An 18,532-nucleotide genomic window follows, 5' to 3' on the forward strand; every position below is an offset into this window, starting at 1 on the left:
ACCGCGCCCGGCCCTTCCCTCACGAGGCCATGAACAACAACAGATTCCTGCCCGCGCTGCTCGTCGTGGCGCTGATCGGCACCATCATCGAGCTGGACATGTCCGTGCCCAGCTTCCCCGACATCGCACGGGCGCTGGACGCGTCCGAGTCGTCGGTCCAACTCACCGTCACCTACAACTTCTTCGGCTACTGCCTGGGCGCCCTCGTCTACGGACCGCTGTCCGACCGGTTCGGCCGGCGCGGCGTCATGCTGATCGGCAACGCCGTCATGCTGGTCGGAGCGCTGGGCTGCGCGATCGCGCCGACCATCGAGTTCCTGCTCGCCTCCCGGTTCGTACAGGGCATCGGCGCCAGCACCTCCGTGGTGCTCGTCTTCGTGATCATCGCGGACGTCTACGAGGGCACGCAGCTGCTCAAGATGTTCGGGCTGACCAACGCCGCCATGTCCACCTTCATGACGGCCGCCCCGGCTCTCGGCGGCGTGGTCAACCGCACCATCGGCTGGCGCGGCAACTACGCGGTGGTCTTCGGTATCACCCTGGTGTCGCTGCTGCTCATGGCGCTGTTCCTGCCCGAGACCAGGACCGAGCGGGTCAAGGTCGGCGTCCGGCAGGTGGCGGGCGACTACCGACGGCTGCTGGGCAGCAGGGAGTTCGTCGCCGCGTCGCTCGTGCCCAGCCTGCTGTTCGCGGCGTACATGGTGTTCATCGCCGCCAGCTCGTTCCTGTACACGGACACCTTCGGGCTGTCCACGCTGGCCTTCGCGGGCAATCTGCTGGTCATCGTCGCGTCGTTCGCCGTCACCAGCCTCTTCGCCACGAAGCTCATGACCCTCGTCGGAGGTCCCGGGCGCACCGTGGCGTGCAGCATCGCCGCCGCCGTGACCGGTGTCGTGCTGTTCCTCGCCTTCGGCGACGGTCCGGTGTCCACCACCGTTTCGCTGGCCGTGTTCTGCGTCGGCTTCGCCGCCGTCTACCCGGTCGTCTTCGGCCGGTCCCTCCAGGTCTTCCCCGAACTGCAGGGGGCGGCGTCCTCGCTGAACATGAGCGGCCGGGCGCTGCTGGTCACCCTGTTCACCGGGGTCGCGAGCAGCCTGTTCACCGGTGACGCCGTCGTCACCGCGGGAGTGATGGCCGTGGCCACCGTCGTGGCCGTACCGCTGGCCTTCCTCAAGCCCCGCGCGGCGGCCGGCGAGCAGGCCCCGGACCGGTCCGACGCGGTGACCGGAACCGGCTGACCCGGCCCGCTCCTCGACCTACACCGCTCCTCGACCTTCACCGCTTCTCGACCTCGACCCCTCATCACACCGCGGGTGAGGGCGCGTCCAGTGCCGCCCTCACCCGCCCCTCTCCCCGTCATCGACAGGCCGCGCCGGCCGACCACCGTGCCGGCGCGCCCGGAAAGAGGCTCGTCATGACCACCCTCCGGCAGGAGAACGCCCCGTCCGAGCGGACGCTGTCCAGCCTGACCGCGCAGTACACGGAGCGCTGGGAGGCCCGCTCCTCCGTCCGCACCCGCCCCCGCAAGACCATCGACTTCACACAGAGCGGCTTCTTCTTCCCCGAGGACAAGCAGCCCCTGCTGCTGGCCGAGGAGGTCCGGACGCTCGGACAGGCCGCCAAGGACGACATCCTTGTGCAGTCCTTGTACAAGTACCTGCACGACATCGTGAACCTGGAGATCAAGGAGATCGTCTCGGCCTGCTCCAAGGTCCTCCACGGGGACCTGCCCGTGACGTTCACCGAGGAGACCAGGCTCAACACCTACTCGATCGTGATCGACGAGTACTACCACGTCTACCTCGCCCAGGACATGATCCTCCAGCTGCGCCAGCGCTACCCGCACCTGAGCGACATCGACTACGCGCTGCCGGACTCCCGGCGCGCCGTCAGCGAGATCCGCGACAAGCTCGACCCTCGCTACCACGACGTCTTCGAGGTCCTCGCCAACTGCTGCTTCGAGACGACCCTCGTGCGCGAACTCGTCGAGTTCTTCAACAGCCCCGGCGTGCACCCCTCGATCAAGTACTACGTCAACGACCACATGAACGACGAGTCCCGGCACTACGCGTTCTTCTTCGACCTGATGACCCATCTGTGGCGGGAGATCCCCGAGGACTTCCGCGAGGCCATCGGCACCCACCTCGCGGAGTTCGTCACCCTCTACCTGTCCGTGGAGTCCGAGAAGCAGTTCAACACCGAGCTGCTCAGCACCCTCATCGACGACCGCGAACAGGCCCGCGCCTCCGTGGAGTCGCTGTACGCCGGGTTCGAGATCACCCCCGACGTGCCGATCGTCAAGAACGTCCTGCGGGCCCTCGGCAACGCCGGAATGCTCGCCCACCCCACCGTGCGCGCCGGCTTCGCCCGCATCGGCTGGACGGTCTGACGGCCCGACGCCCCCGCCCCGACTCCCGGAGAGAACCCGACCATGGCATCAACCGTTTCCCACCACACCGGCACCAGGATCACCGACGCGGCGAGCACCGAGCGGATCGCGGCGGACATCGAGCGCCGGCTGCGCGCAGCCGACCGGCTCGTCCTGCCCCTGGCGGACACCCTCGAACTGCTCCATGAACTCCAGCAGTTCGACCTCGGCCGCTTCCTGCTGCACAACCGCGGCCTGAACGGCTACTGGACGTCGTACATCTTCCGCAACGCCCCCGAGGGCCCCGTCACCCCGCTGGAACACTGGCTGCTCAACGACTCCCTGCTGTGCCGGGCCCGTGAGCGCTACCACCGCTTCCGGGCACTCGTCGCCGAGTGCGTCACCGACGGCGCCACCCTGGCATCCATCCCCTCCGGAGTCATGGACGACCTGCTCACCCAGGACTACCGGGGCATCGAGGACGTACGGCTGGTGGGCGTCGACCTCGACACCGAGTCCCTGCGGTACGCCGAGGAGAACGCCCGGCGATACGGGCTCGCCGACCGCACGTCCTTCCGTCACGAGGACGCCTGGAACCTCGGCGCCGAGGCGGAGTTCGACCTCGTCGTCAGCAACGGCCTCAACATGTACGAGTCCGACCCGGAGCGGCTGACCGGCCTGTACCGGAGCTTCCACCGGGCACTGCGGCCCGGCGGCCGGCTGCTGATCAGCTTCCTCACCCCGCCGCCCCCGCCGCCGTGGGAGGCCCCGGAGCACGCCGCGGCCTGGGGGAAGTACGGCATAGGCGAGGACGATCTGCGCCGCGAACTGTCCCTCATGGGTGACATCGTCCGGGCGACGTATCTGAACTTCGCCGACGAGAGCGACGTACGCGCCCAGCTGACGGCGGCCGGCTTCACGGTGCGGTCGGTCCAGTACAGCGCCGGCGGCGTGCTGCCCATCGCCACAGCCGTCAAGTGACCCACCCGCCGTGGGGGAAGCCGGGGCCCGGAACCACCCGGCCCCGGCTTCCCCCACGGCTGCCGCACCCCCTCACCGAACCACTGCCCGGAGCCCTGCTTCCCGTGATCACCGCCACCGACCTCGAACTGCGCGCAGGCGCCCGCGTCCTGCTCCAGCAATCGTCCTTCCGCATCGCCAAAGGCGACCGCGTCGGCCTCGTCGGCCGCAACGGCGCGGGCAAGACCACCCTCACCAAATGCCTGGCCGGCGAAGGCCCCTCGGCCGGCGGCACCGTCACCAGCGCCGGAGCGGTCGGTTATCTGCCGCAGGACCCGCGCACCGGAGACCTCGACGTACTGGCCCTGGACCGGATTCTGTCCGCGCGCGGCCTGGACGCCGTGATCCGGGCCCTGCGCGAGTGCCAGAACCGCATCGCGGACGGGCCCCGTGCCGCCCAGGAGAAGGCGTTGCGGACCTACGAGCGGCTGGAGAGCGAGTTCCTCGCCAAGGGCGGCTACGCGGCCGAGGCCGAGGCCGCCACCATCGCCGCCAGCCTCGGCCTGCCCGACCGCGTCCTGGACCAGCCGCTGCGCACCCTCTCCGGCGGCCAGCGCAGGCGGGTGGAGCTGGCCCGCATCCTCTTCTCGGACGCGGACGTCCTGCTCCTGGACGAGCCGACGAACCACCTCGACGCCGACTCGATCGTCTGGCTGCGCGACTTCCTCAAGCACTACCAGGGCGGGTTCGTGGTCATCTCGCACGACCTCGACCTGATCGAGACGGTCGTCAACAAGGTGTTCCACCTGGACGCCAACCGCTGCGCCCTGGACGTCTACAACATGGGCTGGGCGCGGTACCAGACCCAGCGCAGCGCCGACGAGCGCCGCCGCAGGCGGGAGCGCAGCAACGCCGAACGCAAGGCCGCCGCCCTCACCTACCAGGCCAACCGGCTGCGCGCCGGCACCAAGGCGGTCGCCGCACAGAACATGGCCCGCCGCGCGGAACGTCTGCTGGCGGGGCTGGAGGAGGAGCGGCGCGCCGACAAGGTGGCCAAGCTCCGCTTCCCCGAACCGGCCCCCTGCGGCAGGACACCCCTGGCCGCGGAGAGCCTGTCGAAGGCGTACGGCTCACTGGAGGTCTTCGCCGGCGTCGACCTGGCCGTGGACCGCGGCTCGCGCGTGGTGATCCTCGGTCTGAACGGCACCGGGAAGACGACCCTGTTGCGGCTGCTGGCCGGCGTGGAGAAGCCCGACACCGGCCAGGTGGTCGAGGGCCACGGACTCAAGCTCGGCTACTACGCGCAGGAGCACGAGACGCTCGACCCGGACCGCACGGTGCTGGAGAACATGCGCAGATCGTCGCCCGGCCTGGACACGGTGGAGATCCGCAAGGTGCTCGGCTCGTTCCTGTTCTCCGGTGACGACGTGGACAAGCCGGCCGGTGTGCTGTCCGGCGGCGAGAAGACCCGGCTGGCCCTCGCCACGCTGGTGGTGTCCTCGGCCAACGTGCTGCTGCTGGACGAGCCGACCAACAACCTCGACCCGGCGAGCCGCGAGGAGATCCTCGGGGCCCTGCGCACCTACCAGGGCGCCGTCGTCCTCGTCACCCACGACGAGGGCGCCGTGGAGGCCCTCCAGCCGGAACGGATCATCCTGCTGCCGGACGGCGTAGAGGACCTGTGGAACGACACGTACGCCGATCTCGTGGCGCTGGCCTGATGAGCGCGGCCCCGACCACACCGTGCGGACCCCGCCCCGACCTCGGCGCGGGGCCTCCGCAGCGCCGGGGGCGGCTCCCGCTGCCCGACGGCCGCCGGCTCGGCTGGGCCGAGTGGGGGCCGCCCGACGGCGAGCCGGTGCTGCTCTGCCCCGGAGCCGCCACCAGCCGGTCGCTCGGCTTCGGCACCCACCTGCTCACGGACTTGGGGGTGCGGCTGGTCTCGGTGGACCGGCCGGGGCTCGGCGTCTCGGACCCCCAGCCCGGGCGCACCCTGCCCGACTGGCCGCACGACGTGGCGGCCCTCGCGTCGGCGCGCGGCCTGGGCGTCCCGCGCATGGTCGGGTTCTCCCAGGGCGCGCCCTTCGCCCTGGCCTGCGCCGCGCACGGCGTGGCCTCCGCCGTGGCCGTGGTCTCCGGCGGCGGCGACATGACCGACCCGGGACTCGCGGACGTACTCGACGCACGGGTGCGGCCCCTGGTCGAAGCGGTGCGCATCGACCCGGGGCGCGCGGAGCAGCACTTCGCCGCGTGGGCCGGCCCGGACACCCTGTGGGAGGCGATGACCTCCCACTGTGCCGGCGTGGACCGTGCCCTCGTCGACGACCCGTCGTTCGCGCGGGCATGCCGCCGGGCGGTGGCCGAGGGCTTCGCCCAGGGCCCGGCCGGATACGCCCGCGACGCGGTCCTCACCCTGGGCCGGTGGCCACTCGACCTACGGCGCGTCACGGTCCCCGTCGACCTCTGGTACGGCGAGCGGGACACGAGCCCCTTCCACTCGCACCGGCTGAGCGAGCCACTGCTGTCCCATGTGCCGACGGTCCGCCGGCACGTGGTCCCCGGCGCAGGGGGACTGCTGCTGTGGACGCACGCGGCGGACGTCCTCAGGTGCCTGCTGCGGTGACGAGACCCGTCCTGGATACCGCTCTCCGATTCGTAGGAAGTTCCCCCGCCGACGCGTAACGTGAATCCACATGAAGATCCTGATCAGCGCCGACATGGAGGGTGCCACCGGCGTGACCTGGCCGGCCGACGTACTGCCCGGGACGCCGCAGTGGGAGCGGTGCCGGGGAATGTTCACCTCGGACGTCAACGCCGCTGCTCTGGGCTTCTTCGACGGGGGTGCCGACGAGGTCGTCGTCAACGAGGCCCACTGGACGATGCGCAATCTGCTGCTCGAACGGCTCGACGAGCGGGTGGAGATGCTCACCGGCCGGCACAAGTCGCTGTCCATGGTCGAGGGCGTGCAGCACGGCGACGTGGACGGCATCGCCTTCGTCGGCTACCACGCGGGCGCCGGCATGGAGGGCGTCCTCGCCCACACCTACCTCGCCAACTCCGTCACCGGGGTGTGGCTGAACGACGTACGGGCGAGCGAGGGGCTGCTGAACGCGCATGTCGTCGCCGAGTACGGCGTGCCCGTCGTGTTCGTCACCGGCGACGACGTGGCCTGCGAGGACGCGCTCGGGTACGCGCCCGAGGCGCTGAAAGTCGCCGTCAAGGACCATGTCTCGCGGTACGCGGCCGTGTGCCGTACGCCGGCCAGGACCGCCGCCGACATCCGGGCCGCCGCCAAGGAGGCGGCCGCGCTGGCGGTCCGTCAGACGCCGGTGAGCGACGGGCCGTTCACCGTCGCGCTCGAATTCGACGCCGAGCATCTCGCCATGGCCGCCACCGTCGTCCCGGGTGTCCGACGGATCGGGGAGCGGAAGGTGGCGTACACGAGCGAGCGCATGTACGAGGGAATCCGTACCTTCAAGGCGGTCACCACGATCGTCTCGGCCGCGGTGGAGGAGCAGTATGGCTGACCAACAGGCACTGGACGAGGTCGTGACGTTCACCTCGGACCTCATCCGCATCGACACGACCAACGGGGGCGGCGGCGACTGCCAGGAGCGGCCCGCCGCCGAGTACGCCGCCGCGCGGCTGGCCGAGGCGGGCCTGGAGCCCACGATGCTGGAGCGCACCAAGGGCCGTACGAACGTCGTCGCCCGATTCGAGGGCACCGACCCGTCGGCCGACGCGCTGCTCGTGCACGGTCATCTGGACGTGGTGCCCGCGCAGGCCGCCGAGTGGAGCGTGCACCCCTTCTCCGGGGAGATCCGCGACGGCGTGGTCTGGGGCCGGGGTGCGGTCGACATGAAGAACATGGACGCGATGATCCTGGCCGTCGTCCGGGCCTGGGTCCGGGAGGGCGTACGGCCCCGCCGGGATGTCGTGATCGCGTTCACCGCCGACGAGGAGGCGAGCGCCGAGGACGGCTCCGGATTCCTCGCCGACCGGCACGCGGGGCTCTTCGAGGGCTGTACCGAGGGCTTCAGCGAGTCCGGCGCCTTCACGGTGCACGACGGCAGCGGGCGGCAGATCTACCCGATCGCGGCGGGGGAGCGAGGCACCGGCTGGGTCAAGCTCACGGCCCGCGGGCGGGCCGCGCATGGCTCCCGGCCCAACCGGGAGAACGCGGTGACCCGCCTCGCCGCCGCAGTCACCCGCATCGGCGCCCACGAGTGGCCGCTCCGGCTGACCCCGACGGTCCGCGCCGCCCTCGCCGAACTCGCCGCGCTGTACGGCCTGGAGGCCGACCTGGACGACGTGGACGGCCTGCTGGAGAAGCTCGGCCCGGTGGCCAAGCTGGTCGAGGCGACCGTGCGCAACAGCGCCAACCCGACGATGCTGGAAGCCGGTTACAAGGTCAACGTCATCCCGGGGGAGGCCGTGGCCTACGTCGACGGCCGCTGTCTCCCGGGCGCCGAGGACGAGTTCCGTGCCACCCTCGACGAACTCACCGGGCCCGACGTGGACTGGGAGTTCCACCATCGCGAGGTGGCCCTCCAGTCGCCGGTGGACTCGCCGACGTACGCCAGGATGCGCGCCGCCGTCGAGGAGTTCGCGCCCGAGGGGCACGTCGTGCCGTACTGCATGCCCGGCGGCACGGACGCCAAGCAGTTCTCACGGCTCGGCATCACCGGCTACGGCTTCTCCCCGCTGAAGCTGCCGGAGGGCTACGACTACGGGGCCATGTTCCACGGCGTCGACGAGCGCGTGCCGGTGGAGGCGCTGCACTTCGGGGTACGCGTCCTCGACCGCTTTCTGCGCACGGCCTAGCCGAGACGGGAGAGACAGTGCGGACGCTGGCGTACGGTTCCTGGCCCTCGCCCATCGACGCGGCCCTCGCCGCCACCCACGACGGGCACCCCGAGTACGTGGGCTTCGTCGGCGACGAGGCGTGGTGGACCGAGCCACGGCCCACGGAGGGCGGCCGGCGCACCCTGGTGCGGCGTCGGGCCGACGGCACGGAGGAGTCCGTCCTGCCCGCCCCGTGGAACGTGCGCAGCCGGGTCGTCGAGTACGGCGGACAGCCCTGGGCCGGTGCGGTGGTCGACGGGCGGCCGCTCGTCGTCTTCGTCGACTTCGCCGACCAGCGGCTCTACCGGTACGAGGAGGGCAGCGAGCCGCGTCCGCTCACTCCCGTCTCGCAGGTGGGCGGTGGACTTCGCTGGGCGGAGCCGCAGTTGCGGCTCGGACTCGGCGAAGTGTGGTGCGTGCTGGAGGAGTTCACGGGGGACGGGCCCACCGATGTGCGGCGCGTCCTGGCCGCTGTCCCGCTGGACGGCTCGGCGGCCGAGGACCGGGACGGCGTACGCGAACTCACCGACGTCCGGCACCGGTTCGTCACCGGGCCGCGGATCTCGCCCGACGGGCGGCGAGCGGCATGGCTCGCCTGGGACCATCCGCGGATGCCGTGGGACGGCACGGAGCTGCTGGTCGCCGACGTCGGCGCCGACGGCACGCTCGGCAGCGCGCGGACCTTCGCCGGTGGGCCGGAGGAGTCGATCGCCCAGGTCGACTGGTCGGGCGACGGGCGGCTGCTGTACGTGAGCGACCGCAGCGGCTGGTGGAACCTCTACCGGGACGGTGAACCGCTGTGCCCGCGTGAGGAGGAGTTCGGCGGGCCGCTGTGGAAGCCGGGCCTGCGCTGGTTCGCCCCGCTGGCGTGCGGGCTCGTCGCCGTGGTGCACGGTCGCGGGTCGACCGCCCTCGGCGTGCTGGACCCCGAGACCGGCGAGATCGTCGACGCAGCGGGCCCCTGGACGGAGTTCGAGCCGACCCTCGCGGTGTACGGCGAGCGGATTGCCGCCGTCGGCGCCAGCCCGCGCAGCGCCCACGAGGTGGTCGAACTCGACACGTGCACCGGCCGGGCCCGGGTCATCGGCGCCGAGCACGACGACGCCGTCGACCCCGCCTACTACCCCGAGCCGCAGATCCGCACCTTCACCGGCCCCGCCGGGGACGAGATCCACGCGCACATCTACCCGCCCCACAACCCCGGTTGCGTCGCCCCCGCCGAGACACCGCCGCCGTTCGTCGTCCGGGCGCACGGCGGCCCCACCTCGCGGGCGCCCCTCGTGCTCGACCTGGCCATCGCCTACTTCACCTCGCGTGGCATCGGGGTCGCCGAGGTCAACTACGGCGGCTCCACCGGGTACGGCAGGGAGTACCGCAACCGGCTGCGCGAGCAGTGGGGCGTGGTCGACGTCGAGGACTGCGCGGCGGTCGCGCTCGCCCTCGCCGACGAGGGCACCGCCGACCGAGCCAGGCTCGCCATCCGCGGTGGCAGCGCGGGCGGCTGGACCACGGCCGCGTCGCTCACCGCCACCGACGTCTACGCCTGCGGCACCATCCTCTACCCCATCCTCGACCTGGCCGGCTGGGGCGACGGAGAGACCCACGACTTCGAGTCGCAGTACCTGGAGTCCCTTGTCGGACCGCTCGCCGAGGTGCCCGCACGCTACGCGGAACGCTCACCCGCCGCCCACGCCGACCGTCTCACCGCGCCCTTCCTGCTGCTCCAGGGCCTGGACGACGTGATCTGCCCGCCCGCGCAGTGTGAACGTTTCCTCGCCCGTATGCAGGGACGCCAGGTGCCGCACGCCTACGTCGCCTTCGAGGGGGAGGGGCATGGATTCCGGCGCGCGGAGACGATGATCCGGGTCCTGGAGTCCGAACTCTCCCTGTACGCCCAGGTCTTCGGGCTGAACCCGCCCGGCATCCCGACACTGGAGCTCACCAAGTGAACGATCCCGTACGGCCCCTTGTACGGCCGTTCCGTCTCGCCCCCGGCGCCCGCGTGGCCGTCGTAGCCCCCAGCGGGCCGGTGTCCGAGGAGCGGCTGCAGGCCGGGCTCGACATGCTGCGCGGCTGGGATCTCGACCCGGTGGTGGCGCCCCATGTGCTGGACCGGCACGGCGAGTTCGACTATCTGGCGGGCACGGACACCGACCGGGCCGCCGATCTGCAGACCGCCTGGTGCGACCCCTCCGTGGACGCGGTGCTGTGCGCTCGGGGCGGATACGGGGCCCAGCGGATGGTCGATCTCCTCGACTGGGAGGCGATGCGGGCGGCCGGGCCGAAGGTGTTCGTCGGGTTCAGCGACATCACCGTGCTGCACGAGGCGTTCGCCACGCGACTGGGTCTGGCCACGCTCTACGGGCCGATGGCGGCGGGCATCGACTTCATCAAGAACGGGCGGGCGCAGGAGCATCTGAAGGCCACGCTGTTCGAGCCGGAGTCGGTGCGCACGATCACCTCCACCGGCTCCGCGCTGGTCCCGGGGCGGGCACGGGGTGTCACGCTCGGCGGCTGTCTCTGTCTGCTCGCCGCCGAGGCGGGCACCCCGCATGCCCGGAACTCCGCACGCGGTGGCCTGCTGTGCCTGGAGGACGTGGGCGAGGAGACGTACCGGCTCGACCGCTATCTCACCCAACTCCTGCGTGCCCGCGCGTTCGACGGGGTGCGCGGGGTGCTGCTCGGGTCATGGCTGGAGTGCGAGCCGTACGAGCGGGTGCGTGCGCTGTTCATGGACCGGCTGGGCGGCCTCGGTGTGCCCGTCGTGGCGGAGTTCGGCTTCGGCCACTGCGCAGGCGCGCTGACGATCCCCTTCGGGGTGGGTGCGGAACTCGACGCCGATGCGGGTGAGTTGACCCTCGACGAGTCGGCTCTGCGCTGACCGCTCTCCACTGAATCTCCGTCAATAACCCTCTTCCCAGTGATTGACCTCGTCTGACACGTGTCACACCATGACAACCGACCAGTACTTACTGGTCGGTAAACAGGGCTGTCTCAACGTGCCTCAGTGTGGAGGTCTCCGTGTCCCGACGTGTGCCCAGATTCCGGACCCCGCTCGCTCTCGTGCTCGGCGCCACGCTCACCGCACCCCTCGCGCTCACCGCTCCCGCCGCCGCGAGCGGCCAGTTCACCGTCACCGCCCTGAAGTTCACCGTCCAGGCAGGCGGCCGCACCTGCACCGTCGACGCCGACCTGTACCGGCCCGCGGGCGTGGACCGCGCCCACCCCGCACCCGCCGTCCTCGCCACCAACGGCTTCGGCGGCAGCAAGTCCGACGGGTCCACCGACGCCATCGGCAAGGCCTTCGCCCAGCGCGGGTACGTCTCCCTCGTCTACTCCGGGCTCGGCTTCGGTGAGTCCGGCTGTCTGATCTCGCTCGACGACCCCACCATCGACGGTGTCGCCGCCGCCCGGCTGATCGACTTCCTTGGCGGCAGCCGCGCCGCCGACGGCGGCACGAAGACCGACTTCGTCGCCCTCGACGCCCCGGGCGACCCGCGCCTCGGCATGGTGGGCGGCTCCTACGGCGGGGCCATCCAACTGGCCACGGCGGCCGTCGACCAGCGCCTCGACGCGCTGGTGCCGATGATCACCTGGAACGACCTCGCCCACTCCCTCGCCCCGAACAACGTCATGGCCGACGGCAGTGTGCCCGGCGCCTTCAAATGGCAGTGGGCCAACGGCTTCTACCTCATAGGCGAGGGCCAGCCGCTGCTCCAGCCGAGCCTCGACCCCTCCCGCATCAACTCCCTCGCCTGCCTCCACTTCGTCACCAAGGCCTGCGACACCGTCCGCACCCTCAACTCCGGCCGCTTCCCGGCGAAGCAGACCGCCGAGCTCCTCGCCTACGCGCGCGGCGTCTCGCCGGTCTCGTACCTGAACCGCGTCAAGGCACCCACCCTCCTCGTCCAGGGCCAGGCCGACAGCCTCTTCAACCTCAACGAGGCGACGGCGACGTACAGGACGCTCAAGGAGCGGGGGACGCCGACGAAGATGATCTGGCAGTCCTGGGGTCACAGCGGAGGCATCACCGACCAGGCCGCCGGGGAACTCAACCTCGGCCAGGGGAACTTGGAGACCAGTTACGTGGGCCGGCGCATCCTCGCCTGGTTCGACCGCTACCTGGACAAGAGGAACGTCGACACCGGGCCCGCCTTCGCCTACTACCGCGACTGGATCACCGATCCCGACGGCACCTACGCCACCGCGGACCGCGTCCCCGCGCTCAGCCGGACGCTCTACCTCTCCGGCGACGGCAAGCTCGTCGACAACCGCAGCAAGGTGGCCCGCGGCAGCCGCACCTACACCAACTGGCTCGTCCCCACCAGCCACTCCGAGAGCTCACTCGCCGGAGCCATCGGTCTCCCGGACCCGGCGCCGTACGACACCAAGGGCACCTACCTCGACTGGACCAGCGAACCGCTCACACGCACCACCGACGTCGTGGGCGCGCCCCGGGCCACCCTGAAGGTCGTCTCCCCGAAGGCCGAGCGGACCCAGCACTCCGGGGACGCCGCCGACAAGCTCGTCCTGTTCGCCAAGCTGTACGACGTCGCGCCCGACGGCACCCGGACGCTGGTGCACCGGCTGGTCGCACCGGTCCGCGTGCCCGACGTCACCCAGAGCTTCACCGTGACCCTGCCGGGGATCGTGCACCGGTACGAGAGGGGGCACCGGCTGCGGTTCGTGATCGCGGCGAGTGACGACGCGTACTTCGGGAACCGGGGGATCAAGCCGGTGACCGTGGTCAGCGCGCCCGGGGACACGGGGGTGATCCAGCTCCCGGTGATCGACTGAGCTCCAGGACACGCTCACCGTGCGTGACCGTGTCCGGCGGAGCATCCTTGTCATATGACCGCGAAGACGACGTCGCGGAGCGGAAGGAAGGCGGGCGGGACGCAGAGCGGCCGGCGCTGGGCACTGACCCCCAAGGGGATCGCCGTGCTGGTGCTCCTCGTCCTCGCCCTGGTCTTCATCTTCGAGAACACCCGCGACACGGAGATCCGGCTGCTGGTCCCCCTGGTCACGATGCCGCTGTGGCTGGCGCTGCTCGCCATGGGCGTCGTCGGTGCGCTGGTCGGGGCGTACTTCATGGGCCGCCGCCGCTAGCGGGTCGTCGTAGGCTGGCGCAATGCCGCACCCCGCGACCCGCTATCTCGCCGAAGGCCCCCGAGTGGGCATACGTCACTTCACCTACGAGGACGGTACGGAGTTCACGGCCCGGGTCCGGGAGAGCAAGGAACTGCACCACCCGTGGCTCTTCCCGCCGGACGGCGCCGCCGCGTACGCCGCGTACGCCGGGCGGCTGATCGAGGATCCGAGCAAGGCGGGGTTCCTGGTCTGCGCGAAGGAGGAGGGCGGGGGCATCGCCGGGTTCATCAACATCAACAACATCGTCGAGGGCGCCTTCCAGAACGGCGCCCTCGGTTACGGCGCCTTCGCCCACGCGGCCGGGCGCGGCCTGATGCGGGAGGGCCTCGACCTGGTCGTGGGCCACGCCTTCGGGCCGCTGCGGCTGCACCGGCTGGAGATCAACGTCCAGCCGGCCAACACCGCCTCGATCGCCCTCGCCCGCGCCTGCGGCTTCCGCCTGGAGGGCTTCTCGCCGGGCATGCTCTTCATCGACGGGGCCTGGCGGGATCATGAGCGATGGGCGATCACCGCCGAGATGCGGGCTTGCGGTTGATCTTCATCGTGTCGAGGTCCGTGACCGTCGACTTCAGATCACGGAAGCCGTAGCCCAGCTCGCGAAGGGCGCTCTCCGCACGGTCCTCGGCGATCGCGCCGGCCATCTCCTCGCCCTCCGCCGCGTCGGAGACCACGACATAGCGCATCGAGAAGTGCTTGAGCGGGGACGGCTCGTAGGAGAGCGACCCCTCCTCCGTGAACCGCATGCTGGTCAGACCGTGCTCGGCGGCCCCGGCGAGCAGTCGTGCCCGGGCCTCTTCGGTGAGCCCGTCCCAGCTGCCCCGGACGATCACCCGATAGGTGTGCTGCTCGCTCATGCTCCCGTTCCCCTCAGCCCTGACGGTCCACGTACTCGTAGATCGCCCCGTCCGGATGCATCGCGATCAGATTGCGGCCCACCGGGGTCGGCACCGGGCCCGCGATGATGTGCGCGCCCAGTTCGGTGAGCACCTGATGGGCCTCCTCGACGTCCTTGACGGCGATCGTCGCCGCGACCTTGCGCAGCACCTCCAGCTCCGCCTCCGGGCCGCTCATCAGCAGGAAGCAGCCGATCGCGGCCACCTGGACGCCGCCGCGTTCGAAACGGAGGGCTTGGCCGCCCGCGAGCCGCTCGTAGAAGGGGACTGCCCTCTCCAGGTCGTCGACGCACACGCGCAGCGTGGTTCCCAGGATGTCCATACGGACGAGCCTAGTTGGGGGCGCCCGGACAGGGAGATCGTTTCACGCGATCCCCTCACTCGTGGGGCGATGGCTCACGCGTCGGTACGGGTCGTGACGGAGCGCGTTATGCGTACGCCTGTACGGGTACCCGGCCGACATGGACCGCTTGGATCATCTTGAGCACCTGGACAAGCACCTGGTCGACGAACTGGCACAGGTGGCGCGTGAGACCGTGCGCGACGAACTGCGCGAGCAGACGCGCAGGCAGCGTCGCCGGGCCATGCTCTACGCCGGCTCCGGCGCCGTCGCCCTGTACGCGGGCGCGGCCCTCGCGCTCGCCCTCGGGCTGGGCCTCGCCACCGGGCTGCCGGACTGGGCCGCGGCGCTGATCACCGCGGCGATCCTCGGCGTGGTGGCGTATGTGCTGCGCGGCGCGGCACGCCCCTCGGCGTCCCGGCCGACGCCGGACCACGCGGCCGGGCCGGGCCACGCCCCCGGACGCACCGTCGGCGGCAGCGCGCCGGCCGCCCCGCCCGGCGGGCTCGGCCTGCCCTATCCGCCGATGCCGGCCGGCCCGCCCGAGGCGGGCGTGCCCGGCGCGGTGCCGCCGGACACGAACGACACCGACCCCGAGCAGCCGCACCACCGGGCGTGAGGCCGGTGCGCAAGCCGTGGGAGGGGGCCCTGCCGCACCGCGGCAGGGCCGTCGTCGTGACCGGGGCCAGCGGTGGCGTCGGCCGGGCCGCGGCCCTGGCCTTCGCCGCACGCGGCGACCGGGTCGCCCTGCTCGCCCGGGGGCGCGAGGGTCTCGCCGGGGCCGCGGACGAGGTGCAACGGGCCGGTGGTGAGGCCTTGGTCGTCACGGTGGACATGGCCGACGCCAAGGCCGTCGACGACGCGGCCCAGCAGGTCGTCGACGCCTTCGGGCACATCGACGTCTGGGTCAACAACGCCTTCGCCGGGATCTTCGCCCCGTTCACCGAGATCACCCCGGACGAGTTCCGGCGGGTGACCGAAGTGACGTACCTGGGGTACGTGTTCGGCACCCGGGCCGCCCTGCGGCACATGCTGCCGCGCGACCGGGGCACGATCGTGCAGGTCGGATCCGCGCTCGCCTACCGCGGGGTACCGCTGCAGTCGGCGTACTGCGGGTCGAAGCACGCGATCCAGGGGTTCAACGAGTCGCTGCGGTGCGAGCTGCTCCGTGACGGGAGCCGGGTGCGGACGACGATGGTGCAGATGCCCGCCCTCAACACCCCCCAGTTCGACTGGGTGTTGAGCCGCATGCCGGGACGCGCCCGGCCGGTGGCCCCGGTCTACCAGCCGGAGGTGGCCGCGCGGGCGATCGTGCACGCCGCCGGGCACGGGCGACGCCGGGAGTACTGGGTGGGCGGCTCCACGGCGGCGACGCTGATGGCCAACGCGGTCGTTCCCGGGCTGCTGGACCGGTATCTGGCGAGGACCGGGTTCGACGCCCAGCACGACGAGGGTGAGCAGGCCGGCCCGGGGAACCTGTGGACGCCGGCCGACGGTCCGCACGGTCGGGACTTCGGGGCGCACGGGCGTTTCGACGAGGAGTCCCATGCGGGAAGCCCTCAGGAGTGGCTGTCCCGCAATCGCGGCCGGGTGGGGCGGGCGGTCACGGTCGGCGCCGGGGTGCTGGCCGCGCGACAGCTGACCCGCAGGCTGACCGGCCTGACGCGCCCGAAGCGCAGCTACCTGACGCGCCCGAAGCACAGCTAGGCGACCCGGAACTCCTGTACCTCCTCCGCCCGTAGCGTCAGCCCGTGGCCGACGCCCTGGGTCGGGGTGATCGTGCCGCCCCTGGGGTCCAGGGCGCCGTCGAAGAACATGTCCTCCACGCGGACGTGGTCGTGGAACCACTCGATGTGTCGCAGGTTGGGGAGCGCGGCGGCCGCGGCGGCGTGGGCGTGCGGTGCGCAGTGGGCCGAGACCTCCAGGCCGTGGGCCTGGGCGAGGGCGGCGGCGCGCAGGAACTCCGTGAGGCCGCCGCAGCGGGTCGCGTCGATCTGGAGGCAGTCCACCGCGCCGGCGGCGATCATGCGGGCGAAGTACGGGAGGTCGTAGCCGTATTCGCCCGCCGTGACGTCACACGGCAGGGAGTCGCGGATCAGCCGCAGACCGGCCAGGTCGTCCGAGGACACCGGCTCCTCGAACCAGCCGACGTCGTGCTCGGCGAGGGCGTGGCCGACGCGGATCGCCTGCTTGCGGGTGTAGGCGCCGTTGGCGTCCACGTACAACTCCGCCTCGGGGCCGATCACTTGGCGGGCCGCCCGGACCCGGGCGACATCGCGCGGGGCCGCGCGGCCCCGGTCCTCGCCGATCTTTATCTTCACGCGCGGGATGTCCTGGCCGTGCACCCAGCCGTTCAACTGCGCTGCCAGATGCGTGTCGTGGTACGTCGTGAAGCCTCCGCTGCCGTAGACGGGGACCTGCTCGCGGCAGGCGCCCAGCAGCCGGGCCAGGGGTAGTTCGAGGAGTCGGGCCTTGAGGTCCCACAGGGCGATGTCCAGCGCCGAGATCGCGCACGCGACGATGCCCGGGCGGCCCGCGTTGCGGATCGCGCGGGACATCGCGTCGTGCGCGGCGGGGATGTCCAGGGCGCTGCGTCCCTCGACGAGGGGTGCGAGACGGTCGCGCAGGAAGTCGCCGACCGCCGCCGGGCCGTACGTCCAGCCGGTGCCGGTCGCGTCGCCCGCCGTCACCTCGACGATCACCACGGTCGTGGAGTTCCAGGCCAGCGTGCCGTCCGCCTCGGGGGCGTCGGTGGGCACCGTGTAGACGGAGACGACGGGGAGATGGAGTTTCATCGCGTGGGCCCGCCCCTTGTCACGGCTGAAGCTGCGGCAGCACCTTCGTACGGTAGAAGTCGAAGAAGCCGCGCTGGTCGGGGCCGATCTGGCTGACGTAGACCCGGTCGAAGCCGGCCTGGGCGAACGCGTTCAGCTCGGCCACGTGCTCGTCGACGTCGTCGCCGCACACCGTGTTCTCGCTCACCATCTGCTCGGTGACCAGTGGTTCCAGCTGCTCGAAGTGACGCGGCGAGGGCAGGATCTGGGCCATCTCGCCGGGCAGCAGCTGGTTGGACCACAGTCGGCGCACCGTGCGTACGGCCTCGTCGCGGTCGGTGCCGTAACAGACCTTCGTGCCGCCCATCACCGGCTTGGCGTGCCCGCCGCCCTTGCGGAACTGGGTCACCAGCTCCTCGTCCGGCATCATCGTGATGAAGCCGTCGCCGACCCGGGCCGCGAGCGAGGTCGCCGCCGGGCCGAAGCCGGAGATGTCGATCTGGACCGGCTCGTCGGGGACCGTGTAGAGGCGGGCGTTCTCCACCCGGTAGTGGGCGCCGTAATGGCTGACCTCCTCGCCGGTGAACAGCCGGCGCATGATCAGGATCGCCTCCTCCAGCATCTCCAGGCGCACGCTCGCGGGCGGCCAGATATGGCCGAGGATGTGTTCGTTGAGGGCCTCGCCGCTGCCGACGCCGAGCCGGAACCGGCCGTTCGTCATGACCGCGGAGGTCGCCGCGGCCTGCGCCACCACCGCCGGGTGCATCCGCACGGTCGGGCAGGTCACGGCCGTCTCGATCGGCAGCGACACCGCCTCCGAGATCGCGCCGATCACCGACCACACGAAGGGGCTCTCGCCCTGCGCGTCGTTCCACGGGTGGTAATGGTCCGAGATCCACAGCGACTGGAATCCGGCCTGTTCCGCCATCCTCGCCTGCTCGACGAGTTCGGCGGGACGGAACTCCTCGCACGCCAGGAAATAGCCGTACTCGGGCATGGGGGGCACCTCCGGAACTGCCGCGTCGGATCAGCGGCGGGGGACGGGTCGCCGTCCGGGTACCCGGGGGCCCGGCGGGAAACCGGGCCGGAACGGGGCTGTCCGGGTCCGCGTGCCGGAAACCGGCGCCGGCCCGGGGCGACGTTTGGGGGCCTTGGCCAGGGGGACGCGGAAGGCTCCCGAGGTACGCGACAGCCCCGGAGG

General features: G+C 71.5%; 18 protein-coding genes. 14 read left to right on the top strand and 4 right to left on the bottom strand.

Features of this window, described 5'->3' with window-relative positions; genetic code table 11:
• Positions 1 to 29 precede the first annotated feature (29 nt).
• The 12 genes from ABIE67_RS38350 (at position 30) to ABIE67_RS38405 (ending at position 13,859) form a co-directional block, all read left to right on the top strand.
• Positions 30 to 1,238, top strand: coding sequence for an MFS transporter (locus tag ABIE67_RS38350; RefSeq protein ID WP_370266126.1), 1,209 nt, complete (start codon positions 30 to 32; stop codon positions 1,236 to 1,238).
• Between the two features lie 176 nt (positions 1,239 to 1,414).
• Positions 1,415 to 2,389 (top strand): diiron oxygenase, encoded by a 975-nt coding sequence (locus tag ABIE67_RS38355; protein WP_370266127.1) that lies wholly within the window; start codon positions 1,415 to 1,417, stop codon positions 2,387 to 2,389.
• A gap of 42 nt (positions 2,390 to 2,431) precedes the next feature.
• A complete protein-coding gene (locus tag ABIE67_RS38360) occupies positions 2,432 to 3,349 on the top strand; it encodes a cyclopropane-fatty-acyl-phospholipid synthase family protein (RefSeq protein ID WP_370266128.1) in 918 nt (305 codons plus the stop codon).
• A gap of 104 nt (positions 3,350 to 3,453) precedes the next feature.
• The gene (locus ABIE67_RS38365) at positions 3,454 to 5,049 is read left to right on the top strand and encodes an ABC-F family ATP-binding cassette domain-containing protein (protein WP_370269360.1); all 1,596 of its coding nucleotides are present in this window, start codon (positions 3,454 to 3,456) and stop codon (positions 5,047 to 5,049) included.
• Complete coding sequence (locus tag ABIE67_RS38370) at positions 5,049 to 5,951, top strand: alpha/beta fold hydrolase (RefSeq protein WP_370266129.1); 903 nt, start codon at positions 5,049 to 5,051, stop codon at positions 5,949 to 5,951. The genes ABIE67_RS38365 and ABIE67_RS38370 overlap by 1 nt, the downstream gene beginning before the upstream one ends.
• A gap of 70 nt (positions 5,952 to 6,021) precedes the next feature.
• Entirely contained in the window at positions 6,022 to 6,855 is an 834-nt protein-coding gene (locus tag ABIE67_RS38375) for a M55 family metallopeptidase (RefSeq protein WP_370266130.1), read from the top strand.
• Positions 6,848 to 8,152: a M20/M25/M40 family metallo-hydrolase gene (locus ABIE67_RS38380; RefSeq protein WP_370266131.1), complete on the top strand. Its 1,305-nt coding sequence runs from the start codon at positions 6,848 to 6,850 to the stop codon at positions 8,150 to 8,152. The genes ABIE67_RS38375 and ABIE67_RS38380 overlap by 8 nt, the downstream gene beginning before the upstream one ends.
• A gap of 17 nt (positions 8,153 to 8,169) precedes the next feature.
• Positions 8,170 to 10,122: a prolyl oligopeptidase family serine peptidase gene (locus tag ABIE67_RS38385; protein ID WP_370266132.1), complete on the top strand. Its 1,953-nt coding sequence runs from the start codon at positions 8,170 to 8,172 to the stop codon at positions 10,120 to 10,122.
• Positions 10,119 to 11,054: an LD-carboxypeptidase gene (locus ABIE67_RS38390; protein ID WP_370266133.1), complete on the top strand. Its 936-nt coding sequence runs from the start codon at positions 10,119 to 10,121 to the stop codon at positions 11,052 to 11,054. The genes ABIE67_RS38385 and ABIE67_RS38390 overlap by 4 nt, the downstream gene beginning before the upstream one ends.
• A 140-nt stretch (positions 11,055 to 11,194) precedes the next feature.
• Entirely contained in the window at positions 11,195 to 12,970 is a 1,776-nt protein-coding gene (locus tag ABIE67_RS38395) for a CocE/NonD family hydrolase (RefSeq protein ID WP_370266134.1), read from the top strand.
• Positions 12,971 to 13,024: 54 nt separating this feature from the next.
• Entirely contained in the window at positions 13,025 to 13,282 is a 258-nt protein-coding gene (locus ABIE67_RS38400; protein ID WP_370266135.1) for a DUF1049 domain-containing protein, read from the top strand.
• A 22-nt stretch (positions 13,283 to 13,304) separates the two neighbouring features.
• Positions 13,305 to 13,859: a GNAT family N-acetyltransferase gene (locus ABIE67_RS38405; RefSeq protein WP_370266136.1), complete on the top strand. Its 555-nt coding sequence runs from the start codon at positions 13,305 to 13,307 to the stop codon at positions 13,857 to 13,859.
• Here ABIE67_RS38405 and ABIE67_RS38410 read toward each other — a convergent pair.
• Both ABIE67_RS38410 and ABIE67_RS38415 read right to left on the bottom strand, forming a co-directional pair.
• Positions 13,831 to 14,178 (bottom strand): DUF6204 family protein, encoded by a 348-nt coding sequence (locus ABIE67_RS38410; RefSeq protein ID WP_370266137.1) that lies wholly within the window; start codon positions 14,176 to 14,178, stop codon positions 13,831 to 13,833. The two genes, ABIE67_RS38405 and ABIE67_RS38410, sit on opposite strands and share 29 nt — an antisense overlap.
• Positions 14,179 to 14,191: 13 nt before the next feature.
• Entirely contained in the window at positions 14,192 to 14,539 is a 348-nt protein-coding gene (locus ABIE67_RS38415) for a VOC family protein (protein WP_048579432.1), read from the bottom strand.
• A gap of 139 nt (positions 14,540 to 14,678) precedes the next feature.
• On the opposite strand from ABIE67_RS38415, the gene ABIE67_RS38420 reads away from it, so the two are divergent.
• Positions 14,679 to 15,176 (top strand): phage holin family protein, encoded by a 498-nt coding sequence (locus tag ABIE67_RS38420; RefSeq protein ID WP_370266138.1) that lies wholly within the window; start codon positions 14,679 to 14,681, stop codon positions 15,174 to 15,176.
• A gap of 5 nt (positions 15,177 to 15,181) precedes the next feature.
• On the top strand, positions 15,182 to 16,264 hold the full coding sequence (locus ABIE67_RS38425; protein WP_370266139.1) for an SDR family oxidoreductase: 1,083 nt from the start codon (positions 15,182 to 15,184) through the stop codon (positions 16,262 to 16,264).
• Here the strand turns inward: ABIE67_RS38425 and ABIE67_RS38430 are convergent.
• Positions 16,261 to 17,352, bottom strand: coding sequence for an enolase C-terminal domain-like protein (locus ABIE67_RS38430; RefSeq protein WP_370266140.1), 1,092 nt, complete (start codon positions 17,350 to 17,352; stop codon positions 16,261 to 16,263). The two genes, ABIE67_RS38425 and ABIE67_RS38430, sit on opposite strands and share 4 nt — an antisense overlap.
• Positions 17,353 to 17,371: 19 nt before the next feature.
• Positions 17,372 to 18,328 carry an LLM class F420-dependent oxidoreductase gene (locus ABIE67_RS38435; RefSeq protein WP_370266142.1) on the bottom strand — a complete coding sequence of 319 codons (957 nt, stop codon included), beginning with the start codon at positions 18,326 to 18,328 and terminating at the stop codon, positions 17,372 to 17,374.
• Between the last annotated feature and the right edge of the window lie 204 nt (positions 18,329 to 18,532).

The sequence above is a fragment of the Streptomyces sp. V4I8 genome, from assembly GCF_041261225.1.
In the GTDB taxonomy this organism is placed as follows: domain Bacteria; phylum Actinomycetota; class Actinomycetes; order Streptomycetales; family Streptomycetaceae; genus Streptomyces.